We start from the raw sequence: 23,548 nt of genomic DNA, 5'->3' as shown, positions 1-23,548 counted from the left end.
CCGTCCCGGCACGGCGAAGCCCCCGTACGCACCGTGCGTACGGGGGCTTCGCTACGTGAGAGTCGTCCGACGCCGTTACGAGGCGGCCGACTCGGCCGGGCGGATGTAGAGGCGCTGCCCGATGGCGGCGGCCTGCTGAACGATCCGGTTGACGGAGGCGGCGTCCACGACGGTGCTGTCCACGGCGGTGCCGTCGACGTCGTCGAGTCGCATGATTTCGAAGCGCATGGCTTCTCCCTTCGTCTGGTCATCCTCCTGAAGGAGAACTACTCGTGCGGGCGCCGCTTCTCAGCTTGGTCCCGCCGTACGGCCGGGCGGTTGCCCGGCCGTTAAGAGTGAATTGCGCGGCCGCAGTGCCGCGCGTTCCAAGGGGTACAACGAGTTGCTCGCTGCAAACATTCCCTACGCTAAGGAAATTTTTCGAGCGGCTAATTACTCGTGCGTCAGGAGGGTGCGCGAGGGGCGGGAGAGGCGGGAAAACCGGGCTACGAGGCCGGGTGGCGGTCCCAGAACGCGGCGAGGGCGGCGGCGGTGGCGTCCGGCTGGTCCGTGTTGGGGGAGTGCTCGGCCCCCGCGATCACCGTGCGCTCGGCGCCGAGGCGCGTCGCCATGTCGTCGAGCAGCGGCACCGGCCAGGTGTCGTCCCGCTCGCCCGACAGCACATGCACGGCGAGCCCGAGCGCGCCGACCTCGTCCACCCGGTCCGGCTCCGCGCACAGCTGCCCCGCCGTGGCGATGAGCTGCGCCGGGCTGTTGCTCAGCCAGCGGCGGCGCAGGTCCTCGCCGTCGCCGCGCAGATCGGCGGCGTCCTCCGGAGCGTCCAGGCCCTGGATGGCCTCCCACACCTGCGCCATGTCCAGCGCGACGAGGGCGCTCTGGAGCAGCTTGGCGCGCTCCTGCTGGGGCGGCGTGACGGCCGCGGGGCCCGAGGACATCAGCGTGAGCGAGGCGAACGGCGCGGGGTCCTCGATCGCCGCCGCGCGCGCGACGAGCCCGCCGAGCGAGTGCCCGAGCAGATGCACCCGGCCGCTCGTGCCGCCCGTGCCGTCCGCGTCGGCCTGGAGCGCCGCCGCCTGCGCGAGCACGTCGTACGCCAACTCGCGCTGCTGGTAAGGCTGTTCGTCGTCCTTCGGACCCTCGGACTCGTACTGCCCGCGCCCGTCCACGGCCACGGTCCGGTACCCGGCCGCGCTCAACGGGGCGTGCAGCGAGATGAAGTCCTCCTTGCTCCCCGTGAACCCGGGCAGCAGCAGGGCGGTGCCCCGCACCGGACCCCGCTCCGGCTCCCCGGTGATCGCGGCGAAGTCGCCGCGGGCGGTGCGGAGGCGGTGCGCACGGGTACCGGGCGGCGGGGTGAAGGTCGCGGGCCTGCTCATGGACCGAGATTACGCGCAGCCACCGACAACGAAGGCCCGGCCCCCGCCGCTGCGGGAACCGGGCCGTTCGTCGTCGGACGGATCAGGCCTCCGGGGCCTCGACCTTCTTGCGTGTACGACGCGGCTTCGCCTCGGCCGTCGGCTCCGCCTTCTTGCGGGTGCGCGTGGCGGGCTTGGCCTCGGTGGCGTCGGCGGTGGGCTCTGCCTTCTTACGGGTCCGGGTCCGGGTCGCCGGCTTGGCCTCGGCGGCCTCCGCGGTGTCCACGGCGGCCTCCGCCTTCTTGCGCGTACGACGCGGCTTGGCCTCGGTGACCTCCGCGGTGTCGACGGCGGCCTCGGCCTTCTTGCGGGTGCGCGTGGCGGGCTTCGCCTCGACGGCCTCGGCCGTGTCGACCACGGCCTCGGCCTTCTTGCGCGTACGACGCGGCTTGGCCTCGGTGACCTCCGCGGTGTCGACGGCGGCCTCGGCCTTCTTGCGGGTGCGCGTGGCGGGCTTCGCCTCGACGGCCTCGGCCGTGTCGACCACGGCCTCGGCCTTCTTGCGCGTACGGCGCGGCTTGGCCTCGGTCGCGTCGGTCGCCTCGGCGGCCTCCACGACGGCGGGCTCGGCCTTCTTACGGGTCCGGGTGCGCGTGGCGGGCTTCGCCTCGGCGGCCTCGGCCGTGTCGACCGCGGCCTCGGCCTTCTTGCGGGTACGGGTCCGCGCGGGCTTCGTCTCGGTGGCCTCCACGGCCTCGACCGCGGCCTCCGCCTTCTTGGGCGCGCGGGTGCGCGCCGGCTTCGACTCGGCCTGCTCCGGCTCGGCGACCGGCTGCGCGGCCGCCACCGACTCGGCCGTGTCCACGACGGACGCGGCCTTCGTGCGCGTACGGCGACGGGGCTTGGCGGGGGCCTCGGCCTCCACCGTCTCCACGACCGCCTCGGCGGCGGGAGCCACCGGCGCGACCGACGGGGCGGCGCCACCGCGCGTACGACGCCGACGGCGCGGCGTGCGCGGCTCGGCGGCCTCCTCCACGGGGGCGGACGCGGGCGCGGGGGCGGCCGTGGCCTCCCCGGCGCCGACCGGCTCGCCACCGCGCGTACGGCGACGGCGGCGCGGCGTGCGCGCCGGACGCTCGCGGTCCCGGTCACGGTCGCGGTCGCCGCGGCCACCACGGCTGCCGCCGCGCGAGGACGACGCGCCGCGGCCACCGGTCTCGCCCAGGTCCTCGATCTCCTCGGCGTCGAGCCCGGCGCGCGTGCGCTCCGAGCGCGGCAGCACACCCTTGGTGCCCGCCGGGATCGCCATCTCCTCGTAGAGGTGCGGCGAGGAGGAGTACGTCTCGACCGGGTCGTTGAAGTTCAGGTCGAGGGCCTTGTTGATCAGCTGCCAGCGCGGGATGTCGTCCCAGTCGACCAGCGTGACCGCGATGCCCTTCTTGCCCGCGCGGCCGGTCCGGCCGATGCGGTGCAGATAGGTCTTCTCGTCCTCGGGGGACTGGTAATTGATGACGTGCGTGACGCCGCCGACGTCGATGCCGCGCGCGGCGACGTCGGTGCAGACGAGCACGTCCACCTTGCCGTTGCGGAACGCGCGCAGCGCCTGCTCGCGGGCGCCCTGGCCCAGGTCGCCGTGGACCGCGCCGGAGGCGAAGCCGCGCTGCTTGAGCTGGTCGGCGATGTCGGCCGCCGTGCGCTTCGTACGGCAGAAGATCATCGCGAGTCCGCGGCCCTCGGCCTGGAGGATGCGGGCGACCATCTCGGGCTTGTCGAGGTTGTGCGCGCGGTAGACGTGCTGCGCGATGTTCGCGACCGTCGTGCCCTCGTCGTCCGGCGACGTGGCGCGGATGTGCGTGGGCTGCGACATGTAGCGGCGGGCCAGGCCGATGACGGCGCCCGGCATGGTCGCCGAGAACAGCATCGTCTGACGCTTCACCGGAAGCATGTTGATGATCTTCTCGACGTCGGGCAGGAAGCCCAGGTCGAGCATCTCGTCGGCCTCGTCGAGGACGAGCGCCTTCACGTGCGAGAGGTTCAGCTTCTTCTGGCCTGCCAGGTCGAGCAGTCGGCCGGGCGTACCGACGACGACGTCGACGCCCTTCTTGAGGGCCTCGACCTGGGGCTCGTACGCACGGCCGCCGTATATGGCGAGGACGCGCACATTGCGCACCTTGCCGGCGGTGAGCAGGTCGTTGGTCACCTGCTGGCACAGCTCGCGCGTCGGGACGACGACGAGGGCCTGCGGGGTGTCGGTGAGCTGCTCGGGCGTGGCCCGGCCCGCCTCGACGTCCGCGGGGACGGTGACGCGCTCGAGGAGCGGAAGGCCGAAACCGAGGGTCTTGCCCGTACCGGTCTTGGCCTGGCCGATGACGTCCGAGCCGGAAAGGGCGACGGGGAGCGTCATCTCCTGGATGGGGAAGGGGTTGATGATGCCGACGGCCTCAAGGGCCTCTGCCGTCTCGGAAAGAATGCCGAGCTGACGGAATGTCGAAGTCTGCGTAGTCAGGGTGTTGCCTCTTCTGTGAGGTGCGGCGCGAGGCGAACGCGGGGGTCTTGACCGTGCCGGCTGGGTACACCGGACTCGAGCCGCGGTCTGCGGGATCGGGTGGACCGGATGGCGCGGGACCACTGCCGACGCTCGAGCGCTCGTGCCGCTGAGGGCCCCTCCTCAGATCCGTACGCCTTGTGACGTACGACCCGGAGGGCTGTCGGGTCGGAGCCGATCGGGCCACCGACCGGGCATCCTCATTCATGCGGCCCGTCCGAAAGTGCGCGCAAGCGCCGTGCGAAGTCGCACAGACGGCCTTGCACTCGGCGGGCTCATTACCACCATACCCCGGAATCGCGCATACGCGATGGCCGAATGGCGTACGTAGCCGTCGTCACACTCCTTGACCAGGGACTTACGCGGCAGGGAGAGCGGGCTATTGTGCGCTTCATGGAGACGCCTGACAACGCCACGCCGTCCACCGCAGCACCCCAGGAGAACCAGGGCCTCACCGGCATCGCGGCCCAGGACTGGGCCACCGCCGCCGCGGACGAGAACTATCGCGCCGCCGTCGTCGACCTGCTGGGCGCGCTCGCGTACGGGGAGCTCGCGGCGTTCGAGCGGCTCGCGGAGGACGCGAAGCTGGCGCCGACGCTGGCCGACAAGGCGGAGCTGGCGAAGATGGCCTCCGCCGAGTTCCACCACTTCGAGCAGCTGCGCGACCGGCTGTCGAAGATCGGTGTCGAGCCGACCGAGGCGATGGACCCGTTCGTCGGCGCCCTCGACGGCTTCCACCGGCAGACCGCTCCGTCGGACTGGCTGGAGGGCCTGGTCAAGGCCTACGTCGGCGACTCGATCGCGTCCGACTTCTACCGCGAGGTCGCGGCCCGCCTCGACTCGGACACGCGCTCGCTGGTCCTCGCCGTGCTCGATGACACCGGCCACGCCTCGTTCGCCGTGGAGAAGGTGCGCGCCGCGATCGAGGCCGACCCGCGCGTGGGCGGCCGGCTGGCGCTGTGGGCGCGACGCCTGATGGGCGAGGCCCTGTCGCAGTCGCAGCGGGTGGTCGCCGACCGGGACGCCCTGTCGACGATGCTGGTCGGGGGCGTGGCCGACGGCTTCGACCTGGCCGAGGTCGGCAAGATGTTCTCGCGGATCACCGAGGCGCACACCAAGCGGATGGCGGCGCTCGGACTCGCTGCCTGAGCCCGCCCCGGGGGATCTCCCGGGGCCCGGCCCCGGCGTCGCCTCAGGCGTACGGGGTCAGCTGCTGCCGCGCTCTGCCCCGGGTGGGGCGCAGCAGCAGCGAGAGCAGGGCCACCGACATCGCGACGGCGCCGACGAGCGTGGCGATCGCGTGTCCCGGCCCGAGTGCGGTGTGTGTGACGAACGCCCCGAACAGGGCGCCCATGATGCCGGTCGGCAGCACGAGTGTGCGTGACGGCAGCCTGTGCGGCAGGCGATGGCCCGCCGCGAGGGCGAGTGCCAGGCCGAGCAGTGCGGAGCCGAGAGCTTCGAGAAGCACGGTGCGGTTACCTCCCGCGCGGCTGTTGGGTGCAAATCGGTCGTAGCCGGTCTACCCCTGGCCCCCGGCATGCAACCCTCCGCATGGGGATCCCCTGTGCGCTCTCTGTGAACACGCGGCGAACGCGCGAAGGGCCTGATGGCGCGGTCGCCATCAGGCCCTTCGTGTTCCTGCTCGCGTGCTGCCGCTCGCGTGTCGGCGGGCTCTACAGCGGGCCGAAGCCCACCTTGCGCGCGGCCGGTTCACCGAGCTCGATGTACGCGATGCGCTCGGCGGGAACCAGGACCTTGCGGCCCTTCTCGTCCTTCAGCGAGAGCAGCTGGGACTTGCCGGACAGCGCCGCGGACACCGCGCTCTCCACCTCCTCGGCGGACTGGTCGCTCTCCAGAACGATCTCGCGAGGCGTGTGCAGCACGCCGATCTTGACCTCCACGGCCTTGTCCCTCCGACGATCCGTGATGTGCGCGGAAAGACCGCGCCGTACCCAGCAAAGATTAGCCCGCCCGGCCGAGGCTCCCGGCGCCCTCGAAGCACGCCAAGAGCGAACAGCCGGACGGGAACAAAGCGAGCCGTGGGCTCGGAGCGCAGCTCTCAGTGGTGCTCCGCGCCGTGCAGCGGGAAGCCCGCGATGCCGCGCCACGCGAGCGAGGTCAGCAGCTGCACCGCCGTGTCGCGCGCGACCGGGCTCGAACTGGACAGCCAGTAGCGCGCGACGACCTGCGAGACGCCGCCGAGCCCCGTCGCCAGGAGCATCGACTCGTCCTTGGACAGTCCGGTGTCCTCCGCGATCACGTCCGAGATGGCCTCGGCGCACTGCAGGCTGACCCGGTCGACGCGCTCGCGCACCGCCGGCTCGTTCGTCAGGTCCGACTCGAAGACGAGCCGGAACGCGCCGCCCTCGTCCTCCACATACGCGAAGTAGGCGTCCATGGTCGCCGCCACGCGCTGCTTGTTGTCCGTGGTGGAGGCGAGCGCCGTGCGCACCGACTGCAACAGGGACTCGCAGTGCTGGTCGAGCAGCGCCAGGTAGAGCTCCAGCTTTCCGGGGAAGTGCTGGTAGAGCACCGGCTTGCTGACACCGGCCCGCTCGGCGATGTCGTCCATCGCGGCCGCGTGGTACCCCTGCGCGACGAAAACCTCCTGGGCCGCGCCCAGAAGTTGATTGCGTCGGGCACGGCGCGGCAGGCGTGTGCCCTTGGGGCGCGCTGCCTCCGTCTGCTCGATGGCTGTCACGCCGCCTCCCAAAATCGTCCGTGTGCGGTGTGCGCCGCGACGTCATCGTACTTTTGGGTAACCAAGATGTGCGCGGTGCGAGCGCAGAATTTCACGGACCGGACAGCTGTGAAAACCGCATGTAGCGAGCCTGTGGTCGCGGCCGTGGGCACAAATGGGGCGGATTTCCCCGCCCGGACGACTCCTCCCGCCGGGACGGCTCTCCCTGCCCGGACGGGCGCCCGCGGTGCGGCGCTCACCGATAGTCGTCCTCGTCGAGCGCCACCACGCGGGCCTGCTCCGCCCGGTCCGCCTCGTTCGCGGCGTCCGGGTCGGCCCCCGTGCCGGGCTCGTCGTCCTGCTCCGGCGCGAGTTCCGTCAGCTGCTCCGCGCTGTCCGCCTCGGGGGTCTCCACGCCCGCCTCGGCGGGCCGGTGCTCCGTGAAGATCTCGGGATCGGTCGGGTCGACCGTCATCGGTGGCTCCCTTCGTCGCCTGTCCGTGCGTGGACGGGTGCCCTGATATCGAGCGTAGGAGACACCTGATCCGGACGCGATGCGACGTTTCGGGGATCTCCCGGGCGGCGACGGCGGCCGTCCTGGTGGAATCGGTGGCCGTACGGCCGTCCTCGGAGCCCCGCGCGCACGCGCCGGATCTGTGACGGCGAACACGCGATCCACAGTGTGATCGTCTCGTAACATATGTCGCATGTCTTCGACCGAGTCGCCGCGCGTGCCCCCAGTCATCGCCGCCGCGACGCCCAAGCCGGGCGCCGTCAAGGTCGAGGAGGGGGAGCGCCTGCGATCCGTGGCGCTGCCTGGACTGACGCTCTCCGTCCGCTCCCGCCCCGGAGCACGCGAGGGCCTGCCGCCCGCGCTGTACGTGCACGGGCTCGGGGGCTCCTCGCAGAACTGGTCGGCGCTGATGCCGCTGCTGGAGGAGACCGTCGACGGGGAGGCCGTGGACCTGCCGGGGTTCGGTGACTCGCCGCCCCCGGACGACGGCGACTACTCGGTCACCGGGCACGCGCGCGCGGTCATCCGCTATCTCGACGCCCAGGGCCGCGGCCCCGTCCACCTCTTCGGCAACTCGCTGGGCGGCGCGATCGCCACGCGCGTGGCAGCCGTACGACCCGACCTCGTCCGCACGCTGACGCTGGTGTCGCCCGCGCTGCCGGAGATCAGGGTGCAGCGCACGGCCCTGCCGACCGGCCTCCTCGCGGTCCCCGGCGTCGCCCCGCTCTTCACGCGCCTGACGAAGGAGTGGACCCCGGAGCAGCGCGTACGGGGCGTCATGGCCCTCTGCTACGGAGATCCGAACCGGGTGACGCCCGAGGGCTTCCGGGCCGCCGTCGACGAGATGGAACGGCGGCTCGAACTGCCCTACTTCTGGGACGCGATGGCCCGCTCCGCGCGCGGGGTCGTGAACGCGTACACGCTCGGCGGGCAGCACGGACTGTGGCGCCAGGCCGAGCGCGTGCTCGCGCCGACCCAGCTCATCTACGGTGGGCGCGACCTGCTGGTCTCGTACCGGATGGCGGCCCGCGCGGCGCGCGCCTTCCGCGACTCCCGGCTGCTCACGCTGCCGGACGCGGGGCACGTCGCGATGATGGAGTACCCGCTGACGGTCGCGACGGCGTTCAAGGAACTCCTCGCCGACGCCGAAGCGTTGAACAAGAGGCGCGGGAGCACCACCCGTTCCGGTGCCGCCGCGCGTGACGCGGCCGGGACCGACGACCACACGACATTGGGGAGCTGAGGCGGCCAGTGGGACGGCATAGCCGCCGAGGACCGGCAGACGGCGCCGAGGAGGCCGTCGACATATCAGCGGCGCCCGAGGCGCGCGGCCAGGCGCAGGCGCGTTCGGGCACCGGGCGCAGACGCCGGATGCCCGAGGGCGCGGCGACTCCGCCGCCCCCGCCGCCGGCGTCCGGCCGCGCGCCCGCTTCGGGGCACGCGACCGCTTCCGGGTATGCGTCCGCGCGCCCGGGGGCCGGGCAGGTGCGGGGCGGACACCCGGAGGCCCGGGAGTCCGGCGGCGGCTGGGGCACGGGGCCCGTGCCGCGGGTCGTCGGGCCCGTCGCGTCGGCGCGCGGCCCCGAGGAGCGGCGCGGCCCGAAGGGGCCCGACGCGTCCGCTGCGTCCGCCCCGCCTGACGCCTCGGCGCGGCAGGGCGCGGGGTCCGAGCAGGATGCGCGGCCCCGGCAGGAGTCGCGGGAGCAGGGGTTGCCGCGGCAGGAGTACATCGACGCGTTCGACGCCCCCGCGCGCGCCGGAGCGAGCGGCGGCGCGGGATCGCCTTCGGACGCCGGTCGGTACGCGGGCGCCCGCGACGCGCGTGCGGACCACGCGGATGCGGACCCGTACGCGCGCGTGACGGAGTGGGACGCCGAGCCGCCCGCGCCGCCGACGGGCAGTGCGGTTGACGACACGGGCGACGACGCGGACGGGGCGCCCGACGGCGGGCGGGAGAAGCGCGGCAAGGGCATGACCTTCACCGGCATCGCCGCCGCGGCCGTCACCGCCGTGCTCGCCGTCGTCGTCGCGGGCCAGGTCACCGACAAGGGCGACTCCGCGCGGGACGCGCAGACGCAGGCCGCCAAGGGGAGCCGCCCGCACGCCGGTTCCGCCTCGCGCACGGACGAGCGCGCCGTGCCGAAGGAGACGGCGCAGGCCGCCCCGGCGACGTACGGGCAGAAGATGGCCAAGAAGTACCCGCTCGCGACGGATCTGAAGGCCTCGGGGGCGTTCACGACGATCTCCGGCACCGACAAGGCGCCGGGCGGCGGGCAGAAGTTCCGCTACCGCGTCGACGTGGAGAAGGGGCTCGACCTCGACGGGTCGCTGTTCGCGCAGGCGGTGCAGAAGACCCTGAACGACAAGCGGAGTTGGGCCCACGACAGCGCCCGCACCTTCGAGCGCGTCTCCTCCGGGACGACGGACTTCGTGATCACGCTCGCGAGCCCGGGGACGACGGCCGACTGGTGCGCGAAGTCGGGCCTCGACACGACGCAGGACAACGTGTCGTGCGACTCGGCCGCCACCGACCGCGTGATGATCAACGCGTACCGGTGGGCGCAGGGTTCGGAGACCTACGACAAGGTGCTCGGCGACAACGCCATATACCCGTACCGGCAGATGCTCATCAACCACGAGGTCGGGCACCGGCTCGGCTTCAACCACGTGAACTGCTCCCAGGACGGGGCGCTCGCGCCGGTCATGCAGCAGCAGACCAAGTTCCTGACGTCCGGCGGGATCACGTGCAAGCCGAACCCCTGGGCGTTTCCCAAGGGTTGACGCTCGGTAGCTGTATGTAGCCAAGTGATCTCTTAGTGCGACCAAACGTCGCGCGCACGGGAAAGTTACTCCCGTTCACCCCTTTTGGTGGCGTGATGGACAACCGTCCATCACGCCACCGGCATGTCCGCATACGTTCGTCCCGCTGCGAGCCGCCAACCCAACGGCGGCTCCCTGTACGGGAGATCGGGGGTGTACGCGTGCGCATCGGACTGCTGACCGAGGGTGGTTATCCGTATGTGAACGGTGAGGCCAGACTCTGGTGCGACCGGCTTGTGCGCGGACTCGAGCAGCACGAGTTCGACATCTACGCGCTCGCCACCAGTCAGGAGCAGGAGGACGCGGGCTGGCTCGAACTGCCCCCGCAGGTCCAGCGCGTACGGACCGCGCCGATGTGGACGACGACGATCGGCGGCGAGAGCGGCGCGCGCGACGGCGTGTTCGGGCGGCGCGCCCGGCGCCGGTTCGCCGCGCTCTACCGGGAGCTGGTCGAGGCGGTGGTGTCGAGCGCCGCGGCGGCCGCTCCGGGCGAGGGCGAGGCCTCCGCTCCCACGGAGGCGGACCGTTTCGCCAACGCTCTGTACGGGCTGGCGGAACTCGCCCGTGACGAGGGCGGACTGGGTGTCTCCCTGCGCTCCGAGGCCGCCGTGCGCATCCTGGAGCGCGCCTGCCGCGCGCCCGGCGCACTCCGCGCCGTGCGCGCGGCGCGCGTGCCCGACCTGCTCGCCTTCGCCGCGCACGTGGAGCGCGAGCTGCGGCCCCTTTCGCTGGACTGGTACGAGGAGGGGGCCGGGTTCGATCCCTCGGGGGGCGTGTCGGAGGGGGTAGGGCCGGGGTCGGTGGGGTCGGCGACTGTGGGTGCGGGTGCGGGTGCGGGTGCGGGCACGGGCGCAGGTGGGGGTGTCGGGGCCGGTTCGGGTGCGGGAACGGGGTCGGGCTCGGGGACGGGTTCGGGCTCGTTCGCGGGTTCGGCTGCGGGTTCGGTTGTGGGGGCTTCGGGTTCCTCGGCGGTGTCGGCCACGGCCTCCTCGGCGCGGTTGCCCGGCGGGGGTGGGCTCGCGTCCGTCGACCTCTGTCATGCGACGTCCGGTGGCGCGGCCGCGCTGCCGGGTCTGATCGCCAAGCACTTCTTCGGTGTGCCCCTGCTCGTCACCGAGTACGGGGTACAGCTCCGGGCCCGGTATCTCGCGGCGGGCGACGCCGAGTTGAGCGCGCCGGTACGCGCGCTCCTCGCCGCCTTCCACGGACGGCTCGCCGCCGAGGTCTACCGGCAGGCCGCCGTCATCACCCCCGGCAACGCGCACGCGCGGCGCTGGCAGGAGCGGTGCGGCGCCGACCGCGCCAAGCTGCGCACCGTGCACCCCGGCATGGAGGCCGGCCCGTTCGCCGAGGTGGGCGAGCGGGAGGGCCCGGGGGATCCGGACACCCTGGTCTGGGTCGGGCGTATCGACCCCTCCAAGGACCTGATCTCCCTGCTGCACGCCTTCTCCGAGATCCGCAAGGAGGAGCCGAAGGCCCGACTGCGGATCGTCGGGGTGCCGGAGGCGGGCGGTGCGGCGGGCTCGGTCGGGGGCGCCGGTGCGGGCGCCGGGCTCGTGGACGGTGGTGGGTGGTCGGCCGACGGGTTCGGGTCCGCGAGGACGCCGGGTGGCGACGGTACGGACGCGCAGGACCCCGCGGCGGGCCGCGAGGCCGCGCTGTATCTGGGGCACTGCAAGGCCCTGGCCGCCCAGCTCTTCCCGGACGAGGCCGAGGGCATCCACGCCGTGGGTGAGAACCCCGTCTCCTTCGAGGAGTTGGGCACACCCGACGCCCCCGACCTCGCCGATGTCTACGGCTCCTGCGGCGTCGTCGTCCTGTCCAGCGTCGTCGAAGGTTTCCCGGTCAGCCTGGTCGAGGCCATGTTCTGCGGACGCGCCACCGTGTCCACGGACGCGGGCGCCGTCGTCGAGGTGATCGGCGGCACGGGGCTCGTGGTGCCGCCGCGCAACCCGCGGGCGCTCGCGGAGGCGTGCGTGGCCCTGCTGCGCGACCCCGCGCGCCGTGAACGGCTCGGCGCGGCAGCGCGTGCGCGCGCCCTCGAGCTCTTCACCGTCGAACAGAACATCACGGCATTTCACGGCATTTACCTGGAGATCGTCTCGCGCTGCCCGGTACGCCGGGACCTCGTGGACGACGCGGGCGACCCCCTGCCGTTCGCGTTCCCACCGGAGGCCCATGTACCGGGCCGCTGGACCACGTCGGCCACGGGCGACCGGGGCGGCGCATGGCTCGCGGGCCGTTCGAGCGGGGCGGCCGGAACGAGCTGGGGCGCCGATGCCGGTGGCGCACGCGAGCAGTTGGCCGGGATGACGCAGGGCTGCGGGGAGGCGGACGGATGACCGGGCGGACCGGAGAGCGCACGGGTGAGCGTGGGAACGCGCGCGCCGGTGCCGGTGCCGGTGGGGCGGCCGATTTCGACGGCGGTGGGCCTGTCGCCTTCGGCGTCAGCGGTACCGGGGGCGACGCCGATGCGCCCCGAGTACCGGTGAGCGCCGGGGCGTGGGGTGCCGGGTCGGCGGAGGCGCTGGGGTCGTCGTCGGCGTTCGACACGCTCGGCGGTGGCTCGGGCGTGGCCGACGGTGACGTGATCCCGTCCGAAGGGCGAGGCGAAACCGACGCCACCGAGGACTCCGAAGGGGAGTTGGTCCGTGAACCCGCGGCGTGGCGGTCGACCGCCACCGCGAGCGGACCCCGTGCCGCCGGGCGCGGGACGGGCGCGCGCGAGGCCGACCTGCGTGACGACGCCTCCCGTACGGAAGCGGCTCGCCGTGCCGATGTCGCGCGGATCGTCGAAGCGCACGGCACCGGTCCGCACGGTTCCGGTTCCGGCTCTGGCCGCAGCTCCGCCTTCGGCTCCGGTTCCGCCCTCAGCTCCGGCTCCGGGCTCAGCTCCGGCTCCGGCACTCGTGAAGCCGACGCCCGTCCCGCCCCGCGCCGTTCGGGTGCCGACCCGGTCAAGGGCCTGATGCACCGGCACCGCGAGCTGTGCGAGCGGGCCGTCGACCCGCTGGAGATCGCCGCCGGGCTGGAGGCCCACGGCGTGACCGACAGGACCGCCGCCCGCTTCCGCCACAAGGACGTGTTCTCGCTCGCCGAGGAGATGTACGCGCGCGTGCCGAGGGACGGCGACCCGGTGGCGCCCGTCGCCCGGACCCTCGCGCCGCCCACCGGCGTGCGGGGGCTGTGGGCCGTGCTCGCGCTGCTGCCCGGCGCCGCCTGCGCGCTCACCCTGTTCGGCCTGCACGCCACGACGGGAACCGTGCGCCTGACCGTCGGCCTCGCCGGCGCGCTCGTCACCCTCGTCGCCCTGCGCGCGACGCTGCGCCAAGGCCCCCTGCGCACGGCCGACGGCCCCACGTCCCCCGTGGCCCGGCTGTGGGCCTGCTGGCTGCTCGCGTACGCGCTCCTCGGCGACGGCCTCCTCGCCGCCGCGCTCGCCGGCGGGCCCGACGAACCCTGGGCTCCCGCGACCGCGCCGCTCGTCGCGCTCACCGTCGCCGTGGCGCCCGCCACCTGGTGTGCCCGGCTGTTCTCCGGCGTGGCCCGGCGACGGCTCGCCGCGAGTCGCGGGCTCGCCGAATTCGCCGACTCCGTACGCCCGCTGCTCCTCGGCTCCGTGGCCCTGTTCACCCTCGTCCTCGTCGCGCTCCTCGTGCTGTCCGGGGCCGTGCTCGACGAGACGGTGGACTACGCCGGGGTGGGCGCCCTCGGCGTCCTGCTTCTCCTCGCCCGCCTCCTCACCGTGCACCGCCGTACGCACGCCCCCGCCGTCGCGCTCGGTTCGGCCGTCGCCGTCGAGGCCCTGGCCGTCGCCACGGTCTTCGCCGCGCGCCTCCCGGGCTGCGACGTGCTGGGCCTGCCCGTCGAGACCGCCGTCGAAGCCGCGGGCACCGGCATCGTGCCCGCGACGGCCTGTGCCGTCGCCGCCCTCGTGCTCCTCGTGCACGCCACCCGGACCCTGACCCGGGCCTCCGCCCACGCGCACACCGACGTCCCGTTCGGCGGCGCCCCATGACCGCCACCCCCGACGTCCCGGCCGAGCACACCGCGCCACCGCGGCCCGCACTCGGCACATGACCAGCACCACCCCTCTCCCGCGGGGCCGACACCGCGGGCCCATCCGAAGACCCACGGCAACGCTCATAAGGAGAACGCCAGATGACCACCCCTCCTCCCGGAGGCGCCGGATACGCCGGATACTCCGGACCTCACGGGCAGCGCGGCATCCACGATCGGTGCGCCCCGCGCGCAGCGCGCGGAGAGCGTGGCGCCCTCGGGGCGCTCCGAGCGACCGGAGCGCGAACCCCGGGAGGCCCACGATGAGGGTTCTGCTGATCGGAGCCAACGGGTACCTCGGCCGCTTCGTCGCCGACCGTCTCCTGGCCGACCCCGCCGTGCAGCTCACCGTGCTCGGCCGGGGCGACGACGCCGACGTCCGCTTCGACCTCGCCACCGGCAGCCCCGGCGCGCTCACCCGCTTCCTGGACGCCGTCCACCCCGGAGTGGTCATCAACTGCGCCGGTGCCACCCGCGGCGGCGCCCGCGAACTCACCCGGCACAACACCGTCGCCGTCGCCACCGTCTGCGAGGCCCTGCGGCGCAGCGGCTGCGGCGCCCGCCTCGTGCAGATCGGCTGCGGCGCCGAGTACGGTCCCTCGCAGCCCGGCTCGTCCACCGCCGAGGACGCGGTGCCCCGGCCCGGCGGCCCGTACGGCGTCAGCAAGCTCGCCGCCACCGAACTCGTCCTCGGCTCCGGCCTCGACGCCGTCGTCCTGCGCGTCTTCTCGCCCGCGGGGCCCGGCACCCCGGCCGGATCCCCGCTCGGCCGGCTCGCCGAGGCGATGCGCCGCGCGATGCAGGCCGGCGACGGCGAACTGAAACTGGGCGGTCTCGGCGCGCAGCGCGACTTCATCGACGTACGCGACGTGGCACGCGCCGTGCACGCCGCCTCGCTCTCCGCCGCGCAGGGCGTGATCAACATCGGCTCGGGCCGCGCCGTACGACTGCGCGACGCCGCCGCCGTGCTCGCCCGCGTCGCCGGCTTCGGCGGCGCCCTCCACGAACTCGACGGTCCTGCCGTCGGGATGCGGACATCCGTCGCCCACCCCCGCGCCGAATCAGACCACGGGCTGCACCCGGCCCCGACCGCGTATCCGTACCCCGACGGCTGCGGCAGTTGGCAGCAGGCCGACGTACGGACGGCGCGCGACCGGCTGGGGTGGCGCCCGCGCATCAACCTCGAAGAGTCCCTCGCCGACATCTGGATGGAGGCGGCATGCCGTATCTGACCCCGACCGCGACCGGCCTGTCGAGCACCGACGTACGTCTCGGCTTCGGCATCCCCGGGTTCGCGCACCCCCTCGTCGCACCCGCGGAGTGGGCCGAACTCACCCGCCCCGCAACACCTTTGCACTGGGTTGTACTGAATGTCGCCAATGGTCCGGGCTCCCGGCCCGACCAGTACTGTCTCGACGCCGTGGCGCGGCTGCGGCGGGCCGGGGTGCGTGTCCTTGGTCACTTGGACCTGATCCACGGCGCCCGCACCTTCGGTGAGCTGGTCTCCGACGCCCACCGCTTTCTCGACTGGTACCAGGTCGACGGCTTCTCCTTCGACCGCTGCCCCACCGAGCGGGCCGCGCTCCCCGACGTCCGGCGCACCGTCACGACGCTGCGCGCCCTGATCGACGACGCGCACATCGTCTTCAACCACGGCACCCACCCGTACCCCGGATACGCCGAGAACGCCGACCAGTTGGTGACCTTCTCCGGCCCCTGGAGCGACTACCGCTGGTCCCAGGTCGCCGAGTGGACCGCCGACTATCCGCCCGAGCGGTTCTGCCACTTCGTCCACGGGATGCCCCTCGGCCATCTCGAGGAGGCGCTGCGCATCGCGCGCTGGCAGGGCGCGAGCACGATCTACTTCACCGATCACACGGACCGGGACGGCGCTGCCTACCCCTGGGAGGCGATGCCCGGCTACTGGGACGAAATCGTCTCGCGTATCGGACCTGGTGTCTCGGAATGAAGGAGGGCGTGGCAGTGTTACAGACGGAACAACCGTACGTAGATACCGACCAACGGAGTCCCCGTGTCGCTGCCACCCCTGGTCGAGCCAGCTGCTGAGCTCACCGTAGACGAGGTCCGCAGGTACTCCCGCCACCTGATCATCCCGGATGTCGGGATGGACGGGCAGAAGCGGCTGAAGAACGCCAAGGTGCTCTGTGTGGGCGCCGGTGGCCTTGGCTCGCCGGCCCTCATGTACCTGGCCGCCGCCGGCGTGGGCACGCTCGGCATCGTGGAGTTCGACGAGGTCGACGAGTCGAACCTGCAGCGCCAGATCATCCACAGCCAGGCCGACATCGGCCGGTCCAAGGCGGAGTCCGCGAAGGACTCGGTCCTCGGCATCAACCCGTACGTGAACGTCATCCTTCACGAGGAGCGGCTCGAGGCCGACAACGTGATGGACATGTTCAGCCAGTACGACCTGATCGTCGACGGCACGGACAACTTCGCGACGCGCTACCTCGTCAACGACGCGTGCGTGCTGCTGAACAAGCCCTACGTCTGGGGTTCCATCTACCGCTTCGACGGCCAGGCCTCGGTCTTCTGGTCCGAGCACGGGCCGTGCTACCGCTGCCTCTACCCGGAGCCCCCGCCCCCCGGCATGGTTCCCTCCTGCGCCGAGGGCGGCGTCCTGGGCGTGCTGTGCGCGTCCATCGGCTCCATCCAGGTCACCGAGGCGATCAAGGTCCTGGCCGGTGTGGGCGACCCGCTGGTCGGCCGCCTGATGATCTACGACGCCCTGGAGATGCAGTACCGCCAGGTCAAGGTCCGCAAGGACCCCGACTGCGCGGTCTGCGGCCCGAACGCGACCGTCACCGAGCTCATCGACTACGAGGCCTTCTGCGGCGTCGTGTCCGACGAGGCGCAGGAGGCGGCCGCCGGCGCGACGATCACTCCCAAGCAGCTCAAGGAGTGGATCGACGGCGACGAGAAGATCGAGATCATCGACGTCCGCGAGCCGAACGAGTACGAGATCGTCTCCATCCCGGGCGCCAAGCTGATCCCGAAGGGCGAGTTCCTCATGGGCACGGCCCTGGAGAACATGCCGCAGGACAAGAAGATCGTCTTGCATTGCAAGACGGGTGTCCGCAGTGCGGAAGTCCTCGCCGTCCTGAAGTCCGCGGGCTTCTCCGACGCCGTCCACGTCGGCGGCGGCGTGATCGGCTGGGTCAACCAGATCGAGCCGGACAAGCCGGTCTACTGAGCCTCTGCTCGGTCGCTGTGAGCTGATCGGACGGGCCTCGCGCACGGTGCGCGGGGCCCGTCCGTCGTCGGGGGACGGACGCCCGCGGTCAGGAGCACACCTTGCCGTCGCGCGGTATTCGACCCTCCAGGAGATACGCGTCGACCGCCGAGTCCACGCAGGCGCTTCCGGAGCCGTACGCCCCGTGCCCCTCGCCCTTCCACGTCAGCTCGACACCGACGCCCTCGCCCAGTTCATCGGCCATCCGCCGGGCCCCCTCGTAGGGCGTCGCCGGATCCCCGGTGTTGCCCACGACGAGCACCGGCGCCGCGCCGGGCGCCTTCACGTCCGGGTCGTCCCACTGACCCGGTACCGGCCAGTCGTGACACCAACCCGCCGTGTCCCAGCCCATGTACGACCCGAACACGGGGGAGATCTCGCGGAACTTCGCCAGCCGCGCCTTGGTCTCGTCCACCGTGGGACGCACCTTGTCGTCGAGGCAGGAGATCGCCCTCTGCGAATGGCTCGCCGTTCCGTAATTCCCGCTCGGATCACGGTCGTTGTACGAGTCGGCGAGCGCGAGCAGCGCGGTGCCGTCGCCCCGCTCCGCGGCCCGCAGACCCCGCGTCAGGGCGGGCCAGCTGCTCTCGCTGTAGAGGGTGACCGCGATGCCGGTGGTCGCGAGCGACGCGTTCAACTCCCGGCCGCCCGCGGTGGGCAGAGGCTTCTCGTCGAGCCGTTCGAGCAGCGCGGCGACCTCGCGCGAGCCCTTCTTTGGGTCCTTGTCGCGTGACGTGAAGTAGTTGTCCAGGGCCCGCTGGAATCCGCGCGCCTGGTTCTCCGCCTGACCGATCCGGCCGGCCGTCGGGTCGACCACCGCGTCCAGGGCGAGCCGTCCGACCTTGTCGGGGAACAAGTGGGCGTAGACGCCGCCCAGTTCGGTGCCGTAGGAGACGCCCATGTAGTGCAGCTCGTCGTCGCCGAGCACCTGACGCATCAGGTCCATGTCGCGCGCCGCCTCCGTGGTCGACACGTGCCCGAGCAGCTCGCCGGCCTGCTTGCGGCAGCCCTTGCCGAACGCGGTGGCGTCCTTCAGGTACGCCTCTTCCTCCGCCGCACTGTCCGGCGTGAGATCGATGGACTCGGCCTCCTGCGTCTCCTTGTCGCTCCGGCAGCGCAGCCCTTCACTCGCCGAGACCCCGCGCGGATCGAAGCTCACCAGGTCGTAGCGCTCGCGCAGCTTCGCGTACTGCGGGGCGAAGGCCGGCAGCAGATCCACCCCGGAGCCGCCAGGGCCGCCGAAGTTGAACAGCAGGGAGCCGATCTGCTCGTCCGCCTCACCCCGCGTCCTGGTGCGGATGAGGGCGAGGTCGACCGTGCGTCCGGTGGGCTTCGCGTAGTCGAGCGGCGCCTTGAGGGTGGCGCACTGCCAGTCGGAGCCGGGGGCGGGCGAGTCCCCGTGAGCGTCGCAGCGGCCCCAGCCGAGGCGCTGGCCGGTGAGGGACGAGGGGAGAGCCGAGGCGTCGTCGTCACCCGGCGCCGCGCCGGCCGTCCGGGAGGCGGAGGCCGACGGCTGCTTCGCGTCGGCTCTGCCGTCGCGGTCGTCCGAGCCGCTACAGCCCGTGGCCGCCCCGGCCGTCAGGACGGCGGCCGCGGCCAGCGAGAGCGCTCTGACCGGAAGCGCTCGAACGCCGTTTCCGCCGCGCGTGCGGGTACCCGCGGGCGCCCGCGAACCCTGTGCCGCCATGGCATCTCCCCCCTCAACCACCGCCGTTCGAAAGGCAGTCAAGTCATCGTAGGAGCGCCTGCCGACAACCGCTTCGGGCTGTGGACAACCCTCAGCATCACTTGCAAACGGTTCCCTCGTTCGGGGTCTTGCCACTGAGGAGATAGGTGTTCACGGCGCTGTGCACACAGCGGTTTCCGCTGTCGTACGCCCCGTGGCCCTCACCGTCGTACGTCAACTCGACGCCCACACCGTCGCCGAGCGCGTCGACCATCTTCCGCGCGCCCTCGTACGGCGTGGCCGGATCGCCGGTGTTGCCGACCACGAGGATCGGGGCGGCGCCGGGCGCGCTGACGTCCGGGTGGTCGGCGGCCCCGTCCACGGCCCAGCCGGAGCAGTTGAGCATGCCCCAGGCGAGGTAGTCGCCGAACATCGAGGACGCCTCACGGAACCGCGGCAGCTTCGCCTCGACGTCCTTCACCGTGTAACGGGGCTTGTCGTCCGCGCAGTTGATGGCGATGTTGGCGGCCTGGATGTTGCTGTACTCGCCGTCCTCGTTGCGCCCGTTCATCGAGTCGGACAGCGCCATGAGGATCTTGCCGTCGCCGTCGTACGCCTGTTGCAGCCCCTCGGTCAGGTAGTCCCAGAAGTCCTGCGAGTACAGGGACTGCGCGATTCCGTTGGTCGCCGCGGTCTGGGTGAGGTCGCGCGGGAAGATGCCCGGGATCGGCTTCTCCTCCAGCTCGTCGAGCAGCTTGGCGATCTTCGTCTTGACGTCCTGGGGCGTGTCCCCGACGGGGCAGTCCTCCTCCTGCGACGTGCAGTGCTCCGCGTAGTTGTCGAGGGCGAGCTGGAAACCCTTCGCCTGGCCGAGCGAGCCCTCCTCGGGGTCCTGCGTGGGGTCGACGACACCGTCGAACACCGCGCGGCCGACCTTCTTGGGGAACAAGTGGGCGTAGACGCCGCCCAGTTCGGTGCCGTAGGAGACGCCGAAGTAGTACAGCTTGTCGTCGCCGAGCACCTGACGCATGAGGTCCATGTCGCGGGCCGCGTCGGTGGTGCGTACGTGGGGGAGGACCTTGCCGGAGTTCTTCTCGCACCCGGCGTTGAACGTCTTGATGTTGTCGACGAGCTTCTTCTGCTCTGCCGTGTCGTCCGGCGTCGAGTCCTGTTGGAAGTACGCGTCGAGCTGCTCGTGGTTCTCGCACTCGATGCCCGCGCTGCGGCCCACTCCGCGCGGGTCGAAGCTCACGAGGTCGTAGCGGGTGCGCAGCTTCGCGTAGTCGGAACCGAAGGCGGGCAGGGTGGTGACCCCGGAGCCGCCGGGGCCGCCGAAGTTGAAGATCAGCGAGCCGATCCGCTTGTCGTCGGCTCCGCTGGACTCGGCGCGGATCAACGCCAGGTCGATCGTGTCGCCCTCGGGCTTGTCCCAGTCGAGCGGCGCCTTCATGGTGGCGCACTGCCACGCGGTCCCGCCGGGGAGCGGGGAGGGCGAGTCGCCGCCTCCCTGGGCCTCCGAAGGCGCGGGGCAGTCCTTCCAGCTCAGCTGCTGGGACGGCAGATCCACATCGTCGTCCGAGTCGCTGCCGCACGCCGCGAGCGACACGGACAGCAGGGTGGCGGAGAACAGGGCAGCGGTGCGGGACCGGGACGGAATGGGCATGCGTCCATCCTGCGGCGGGCCGGTGCGGGGCGCTCGGGCTGCGGTCTGTGCGAGTGAGGCCGGCGCCCTTCTTTTGGAGCGCTGGAGCGCTAGGGGGCAAGAGCCCTTGAGCGCTAGAGCGCGCCCTTTCTTGTCAGGTGGTTGAAGAACAGCCATCCGGGCAGGACCGGGAGCCACAGGGTGAGCAGTCGGTACAGCAGCACCGCCGGCGCGGCCACCTCCTTGGGCAGCCCGACCGCGATCAGACCCACCGTCAGGGTCGCCTCGACGGCGCCCACGCCACCGGGTGTCGGGGCGGCCGAACCGAGCGCGTTGCCGGCGAGGAAGACGACCGCGACGCTGGCCAGGCTGATCGTCTGGGTCTCGCTCCCGAAGGCGCGGATCGACGCGTCCAGGCACATCACGAAACAGGCGGTCAGCAGCAGCATGCCGCCGATGCCGGTGAGCAGCTTGCGCGGCCGTTGCAGCACGTCGAGCATGCGCGGCACGACACCGGCGAAAAGTGACCGCACGCGCGTGACGACGAATTTGCGCAGGAACGGGATCGACGTCACCACGAGGACGAGCACGGCGACGGTGAGCAGACCCGCGATGACCGTGCGGGACGGCGACAAGGAAGGCGTCTTCTCCGTCCCTGTCAGGTAACCGAAGGTCAGCAGCAGCAGGATGTGGCTGCCCATGCCGAACAGCTGGGAGGCGCCGACACTGGCGACCGCGAGCCCGGGACGCACCCCCGCGCGCTGAAGGAAGCGCGTGTTGAGTGCCACACCACCGACCGCGGCGGGCGCCACGATCTTCACGAAGGACCCGGCGACCTGCGCCGCGACGGTCCGCATGAAGGGCACCCGTTCCGGTACGAAGCCGAGCAGGCTCATCGCGGCGGCGACGTAACTGAGTGCGGAGAACAGCACCGCGAGGCCCACCCAGCCCCACTCGGCCTCGCCCACGATCGACCCGAAGGCGATGTGGGTGAGCTGCGAGAGCAGGAAGTACGCGCCGATCGCGCCCGCGATGAAACTGATCAGCGTGCGCGGCCTGATGCGCTCCAGGCGGGCCGGCTCGACGGGCGCCTGCGGCCTGATCCGCAGCACCTGGTGGCGGATCTGGGTCAGCAGATCCTCCTCGCGAGCCTCCTCCAGAGCCTCGTCGATGGCGCGCTTCTCGGCCTGCCGCTCCGCCTTCTCGGACTTCTTCTCGGACTTCTTCTCGGCCCGGACCGACACGGTGCCGGTGTCGGTGGCGGCGGCCTCCTCGACGCGTGCCTGCTTGGCCTTGCTGGACGCCTCCAGGACGGCCTCGCGCTCGCGCTGGGCCCGCTCGCGCCCGAGCCTGCGCAGTGTCGCCCTGGTGGAGCGGGTGAGCGCGATCGGCTGGAGCAGCGGCAGGCAGTCGGCGATGGCGTCGGGGCCGAGGACGCCCACGGCGGAGGCGACGGCGCGCTCGGCGCCCACCCGGAGGCCGAGCGTCGTGAGCAGCTGGGCGATGTCCATGCGGAGCACCAGGTCGCCCGCGGCGATCTCACCGCCGCGCAGATCCGTGAGGATCACCGTGCCGGAACGATCCACCAGAATCGCGTCCCCGGCGAGCCTTCGATGCGCGATCCGCCGGGACTGGAGCGCCTGCACCTGGTGCCAGGTGTCGCGCATCAGCTCGTCGGTGATCTCCTCGTCCGCCAGCGAGTCCAGGGACCGGCCGCCGACGTGCTCGTAGACGAGCATCACGGCGTCGGGGCCGAGCTCGGACGTGGCGATCAGTTTCGGCGCGTTCGCCCCGGCGGCGATCGCCGCGTAGGCGAGCAGCGCCTCCTGCTCCAGCGCCTGGCGCAGCGACTGGAGGCTGCGGCGCTGGGTGATGCCGCGCAGGGTGAGGCGGCGCCACACGCGGTAGAAGAAGCCCTGCGCCTGCTGCTCGCGGTCCACCACGGTGATGTCGAGGGGCGGGCCGTCCTCCAGGGTGACGAAGTAGCGCCGCCCCCGGTCGCCGTTCTCCGTGGTGCCCTCCTGGGCTTCCTCACGGGAGGCGCTGACGGGGTGGAAGCCCACGTGACGCAGGCCGGCGAGGAGCGTCTGCCCCGTGGGGCGCACGTTCGGGGAGCCGACGGCGTACAGCGTTCCGTAGGCGACGGTCCAGCCGATGAGGATCGTCAGGATGATCGAGAACGGTGTCGTGTAGCCGGTGACCAGCATCGCGAAGGCGTCGAGCAGCAGCACCACCCACAGCACGACGCGCCATCGGGGACGCCGCGACATGCCGACCGCGGTCATGTAGGCGATGACGGGCGCCAGGTAGCCGTGCACCGGGTCGGTCAGCGCGTGCAGGTCGCCGGGCGACACCGTGGTCAGCGCTTCCTGGATGGACCGCGGGGCCGCGCGGGCGACCCAGAGGTCGGTGGCCAGCGTCACCCCGTGCGCGAGGACCGCGGCGAGCACACCGTCGGCGATCCGCAGGCCGTCCCGTTTGATGAGCCGCTCGATGGCGAACGCGACCGGCACCAGCAGGATCGCGATGCTCGACGCGAGCCCCGCGAACTTGGTCAGCAGGTCGGGCGCCTGGCCGGTGCCCTTGTCGATGTCCTGGGCGAAGCCCGAGGTCGTCCCGTGCGCGAACGCCGCGATGGCCAGCAGTACGGCGACCGCGAGCACGCCCACGAGGAGGCGCATGAGGTCGGAGGGGCGGTGCACGCGCGCGGAGAGCAGCGGCTCGTCGCCGTCGACCTGCTCCGCGTGCGCGTCCCCCTCGGCACAGTCGGGGTCGTGCAACGGCTGCTCGTGCTTCGCTTCGGCGGCCTGCTCGGCCGCGTCCTCAGGGCGCGCCGGTGCCACAGAGGTGCCTTCCGCCTTGTCGGGGTGCACGCTCTGCTCCGTCGCCTCTTCTTGATCTCGTATCACCAGTCACCGCCCGCACGATGGTGGCATGCCGCACCGTCATAGGGGGGCATCAGGGTGCATTCGAGGAGGGAGAAGTCCTCGGCAAGCGTCTTCTTGTGCGTCTCTCCA

The 23,548-nt window shown here is 72.2% G+C and carries 18 protein-coding genes; 8 read left to right on the top strand and 10 right to left on the bottom strand.

The window, feature by feature from the left end; all coding sequences use genetic code 11:
* Positions 1 to 75: 75 nt before the first annotated feature.
* The 3 genes from ACYBSK_RS31820 to ACYBSK_RS31810 form a co-directional block, all read right to left on the bottom strand.
* Positions 76 to 228, bottom strand: coding sequence for a hypothetical protein (locus ACYBSK_RS31820; RefSeq protein WP_338700211.1), 153 nt, complete (start codon positions 226 to 228; stop codon positions 76 to 78).
* A gap of 257 nt (positions 229 to 485) precedes the next feature.
* Complete coding sequence (locus ACYBSK_RS31815) at positions 486 to 1,376, bottom strand: alpha/beta fold hydrolase (protein WP_457480705.1); 891 nt, start codon at positions 1,374 to 1,376, stop codon at positions 486 to 488.
* Positions 1,377 to 1,458: 82 nt separating this feature from the next.
* Positions 1,459 to 3,759 (bottom strand): DEAD/DEAH box helicase, encoded by a 2,301-nt coding sequence (locus ACYBSK_RS31810; protein WP_460244165.1) that lies wholly within the window; start codon positions 3,757 to 3,759, stop codon positions 1,459 to 1,461.
* Between the two features lie 534 nt (positions 3,760 to 4,293).
* Here ACYBSK_RS31810 and ACYBSK_RS31805 point away from each other — a divergent pair.
* Positions 4,294 to 5,049, top strand: a complete 756-nt coding sequence (locus ACYBSK_RS31805) for a ferritin-like fold-containing protein (protein ID WP_457480703.1) — start codon at positions 4,294 to 4,296, stop codon at positions 5,047 to 5,049.
* Between the two features lie 43 nt (positions 5,050 to 5,092).
* Here the strand turns inward: ACYBSK_RS31805 and ACYBSK_RS31800 are convergent, their stop codons facing one another.
* The 4 genes from ACYBSK_RS31800 to ACYBSK_RS31785 form a co-directional block, all read right to left on the bottom strand.
* Complete coding sequence (locus tag ACYBSK_RS31800) at positions 5,093 to 5,368, bottom strand: hypothetical protein (protein WP_457480702.1); 276 nt, start codon at positions 5,366 to 5,368, stop codon at positions 5,093 to 5,095.
* Between the two features lie 205 nt (positions 5,369 to 5,573).
* Entirely contained in the window at positions 5,574 to 5,801 is a 228-nt protein-coding gene (locus ACYBSK_RS31795; protein ID WP_457480701.1) for a DUF3107 domain-containing protein, read from the bottom strand.
* A 158-nt stretch (positions 5,802 to 5,959) separates the two neighbouring features.
* Positions 5,960 to 6,601 (bottom strand): TetR/AcrR family transcriptional regulator, encoded by a 642-nt coding sequence (locus tag ACYBSK_RS31790; RefSeq protein WP_457480700.1) that lies wholly within the window; start codon positions 6,599 to 6,601, stop codon positions 5,960 to 5,962.
* A gap of 235 nt (positions 6,602 to 6,836) precedes the next feature.
* Positions 6,837 to 7,055, bottom strand: coding sequence for a hypothetical protein (locus tag ACYBSK_RS31785; protein WP_460244164.1), 219 nt, complete (start codon positions 7,053 to 7,055; stop codon positions 6,837 to 6,839).
* 232 nt (positions 7,056 to 7,287) lie between these two features.
* Between ACYBSK_RS31785 and ACYBSK_RS31780 the strand changes: the two genes are divergently transcribed.
* The 7 genes from ACYBSK_RS31780 (at position 7,288) to moeZ (ending at position 17,184) form a co-directional block, all read left to right on the top strand.
* On the top strand, positions 7,288 to 8,337 hold the full coding sequence (locus ACYBSK_RS31780; protein WP_460244163.1) for an alpha/beta fold hydrolase: 1,050 nt from the start codon (positions 7,288 to 7,290) through the stop codon (positions 8,335 to 8,337).
* A gap of 8 nt (positions 8,338 to 8,345) precedes the next feature.
* The gene (locus ACYBSK_RS31775) at positions 8,346 to 9,875 is read left to right on the top strand and encodes a DUF3152 domain-containing protein (protein WP_460244162.1); all 1,530 of its coding nucleotides are present in this window, start codon (positions 8,346 to 8,348) and stop codon (positions 9,873 to 9,875) included.
* A 200-nt stretch (positions 9,876 to 10,075) separates the two neighbouring features.
* Positions 10,076 to 12,256, top strand: coding sequence for a DUF3492 domain-containing protein (locus ACYBSK_RS31770; protein ID WP_460244161.1), 2,181 nt, complete (start codon positions 10,076 to 10,078; stop codon positions 12,254 to 12,256).
* Positions 12,253 to 13,932 carry a hypothetical protein gene (locus ACYBSK_RS31765; RefSeq protein WP_460244160.1) on the top strand — a complete coding sequence of 560 codons (1,680 nt, stop codon included), beginning with the start codon at positions 12,253 to 12,255 and terminating at the stop codon, positions 13,930 to 13,932. Before ACYBSK_RS31770 ends, ACYBSK_RS31765 begins: the two co-directional genes overlap by 4 nt.
* A gap of 304 nt (positions 13,933 to 14,236) precedes the next feature.
* Positions 14,237 to 15,205, top strand: a complete 969-nt coding sequence (locus ACYBSK_RS31760) for an NAD-dependent epimerase/dehydratase family protein (RefSeq protein WP_460244159.1) — start codon at positions 14,237 to 14,239, stop codon at positions 15,203 to 15,205.
* Positions 15,193 to 15,942 carry a spherulation-specific family 4 protein gene (locus ACYBSK_RS31755; protein WP_460244158.1) on the top strand — a complete coding sequence of 250 codons (750 nt, stop codon included), beginning with the start codon at positions 15,193 to 15,195 and terminating at the stop codon, positions 15,940 to 15,942. Before ACYBSK_RS31760 ends, ACYBSK_RS31755 begins: the two co-directional genes overlap by 13 nt.
* A 63-nt stretch (positions 15,943 to 16,005) precedes the next feature.
* On the top strand, positions 16,006 to 17,184 hold the full coding sequence (gene moeZ, locus ACYBSK_RS31750) for an adenylyltransferase/sulfurtransferase MoeZ (protein ID WP_457480692.1): 1,179 nt from the start codon (positions 16,006 to 16,008) through the stop codon (positions 17,182 to 17,184).
* 88 nt (positions 17,185 to 17,272) lie between these two features.
* On the opposite strand, the gene ACYBSK_RS31745 is transcribed toward moeZ, so the two are convergent.
* The 3 genes from ACYBSK_RS31745 to ACYBSK_RS31735 all read right to left on the bottom strand — a co-directional run bounded on the left by ACYBSK_RS31745 (position 17,273) and on the right by ACYBSK_RS31735 (position 23,404).
* Positions 17,273 to 18,910 carry an alpha/beta hydrolase gene (locus ACYBSK_RS31745; RefSeq protein WP_460244157.1) on the bottom strand — a complete coding sequence of 546 codons (1,638 nt, stop codon included), beginning with the start codon at positions 18,908 to 18,910 and terminating at the stop codon, positions 17,273 to 17,275.
* Between the two features lie 97 nt (positions 18,911 to 19,007).
* On the bottom strand, positions 19,008 to 20,552 hold the full coding sequence (locus ACYBSK_RS31740) for an alpha/beta hydrolase (RefSeq protein WP_460244156.1): 1,545 nt from the start codon (positions 20,550 to 20,552) through the stop codon (positions 19,008 to 19,010).
* Between the two features lie 113 nt (positions 20,553 to 20,665).
* A complete protein-coding gene (locus ACYBSK_RS31735) occupies positions 20,666 to 23,404 on the bottom strand; it encodes a lysylphosphatidylglycerol synthase domain-containing protein (RefSeq protein WP_460244155.1) in 2,739 nt (912 codons plus the stop codon).
* Positions 23,405 to 23,548: the final 144 nt, after the last annotated feature.

Source organism: Streptomyces sp. BYX5S (genome assembly GCF_054724165.1).
This window is presented reverse-complemented; position numbering and strand designations above follow the sequence as displayed.

Excerpts from the sequence above, each read along its gene's own strand:
- ACYBSK_RS31765 (WP_460244160.1), top strand. The coding sequence starts at position 12,253 with ATGACCGGGCGGACCGGAGAGCGCACGGGTGAGCGTGGGAACGCGCGC.
- ACYBSK_RS31810 (WP_460244165.1), bottom strand. The coding sequence starts at position 3,759 with ATGACGCTCCCCGTCGCCCTTTCCGGCTCGGACGTCATCGGCCAGGCC.
- ACYBSK_RS31785 (WP_460244164.1), bottom strand. The coding sequence starts at position 7,055 with ATGACGGTCGACCCGACCGATCCCGAGATCTTCACGGAGCACCGGCCC.
- ACYBSK_RS31745 (WP_460244157.1), bottom strand. The coding sequence starts at position 18,910 with ATGGCGGCACAGGGTTCGCGGGCGCCCGCGGGTACCCGCACGCGCGGC.
- ACYBSK_RS31780 (WP_460244163.1), top strand. The coding sequence starts at position 7,288 with ATGTCTTCGACCGAGTCGCCGCGCGTGCCCCCAGTCATCGCCGCCGCG.
- ACYBSK_RS31740 (WP_460244156.1), bottom strand. The coding sequence starts at position 20,552 with ATGCCCATTCCGTCCCGGTCCCGCACCGCTGCCCTGTTCTCCGCCACC.
- ACYBSK_RS31760 (WP_460244159.1), top strand. The coding sequence starts at position 14,237 with ATGAGGGTTCTGCTGATCGGAGCCAACGGGTACCTCGGCCGCTTCGTC.
- ACYBSK_RS31815 (WP_457480705.1), bottom strand. The coding sequence starts at position 1,376 with ATGAGCAGGCCCGCGACCTTCACCCCGCCGCCCGGTACCCGTGCGCAC.
- ACYBSK_RS31805 (WP_457480703.1), top strand. The coding sequence starts at position 4,294 with ATGGAGACGCCTGACAACGCCACGCCGTCCACCGCAGCACCCCAGGAG.
- ACYBSK_RS31820 (WP_338700211.1), bottom strand. The coding sequence starts at position 228 with ATGCGCTTCGAAATCATGCGACTCGACGACGTCGACGGCACCGCCGTG.
- ACYBSK_RS31755 (WP_460244158.1), top strand. The coding sequence starts at position 15,193 with ATGCCGTATCTGACCCCGACCGCGACCGGCCTGTCGAGCACCGACGTA.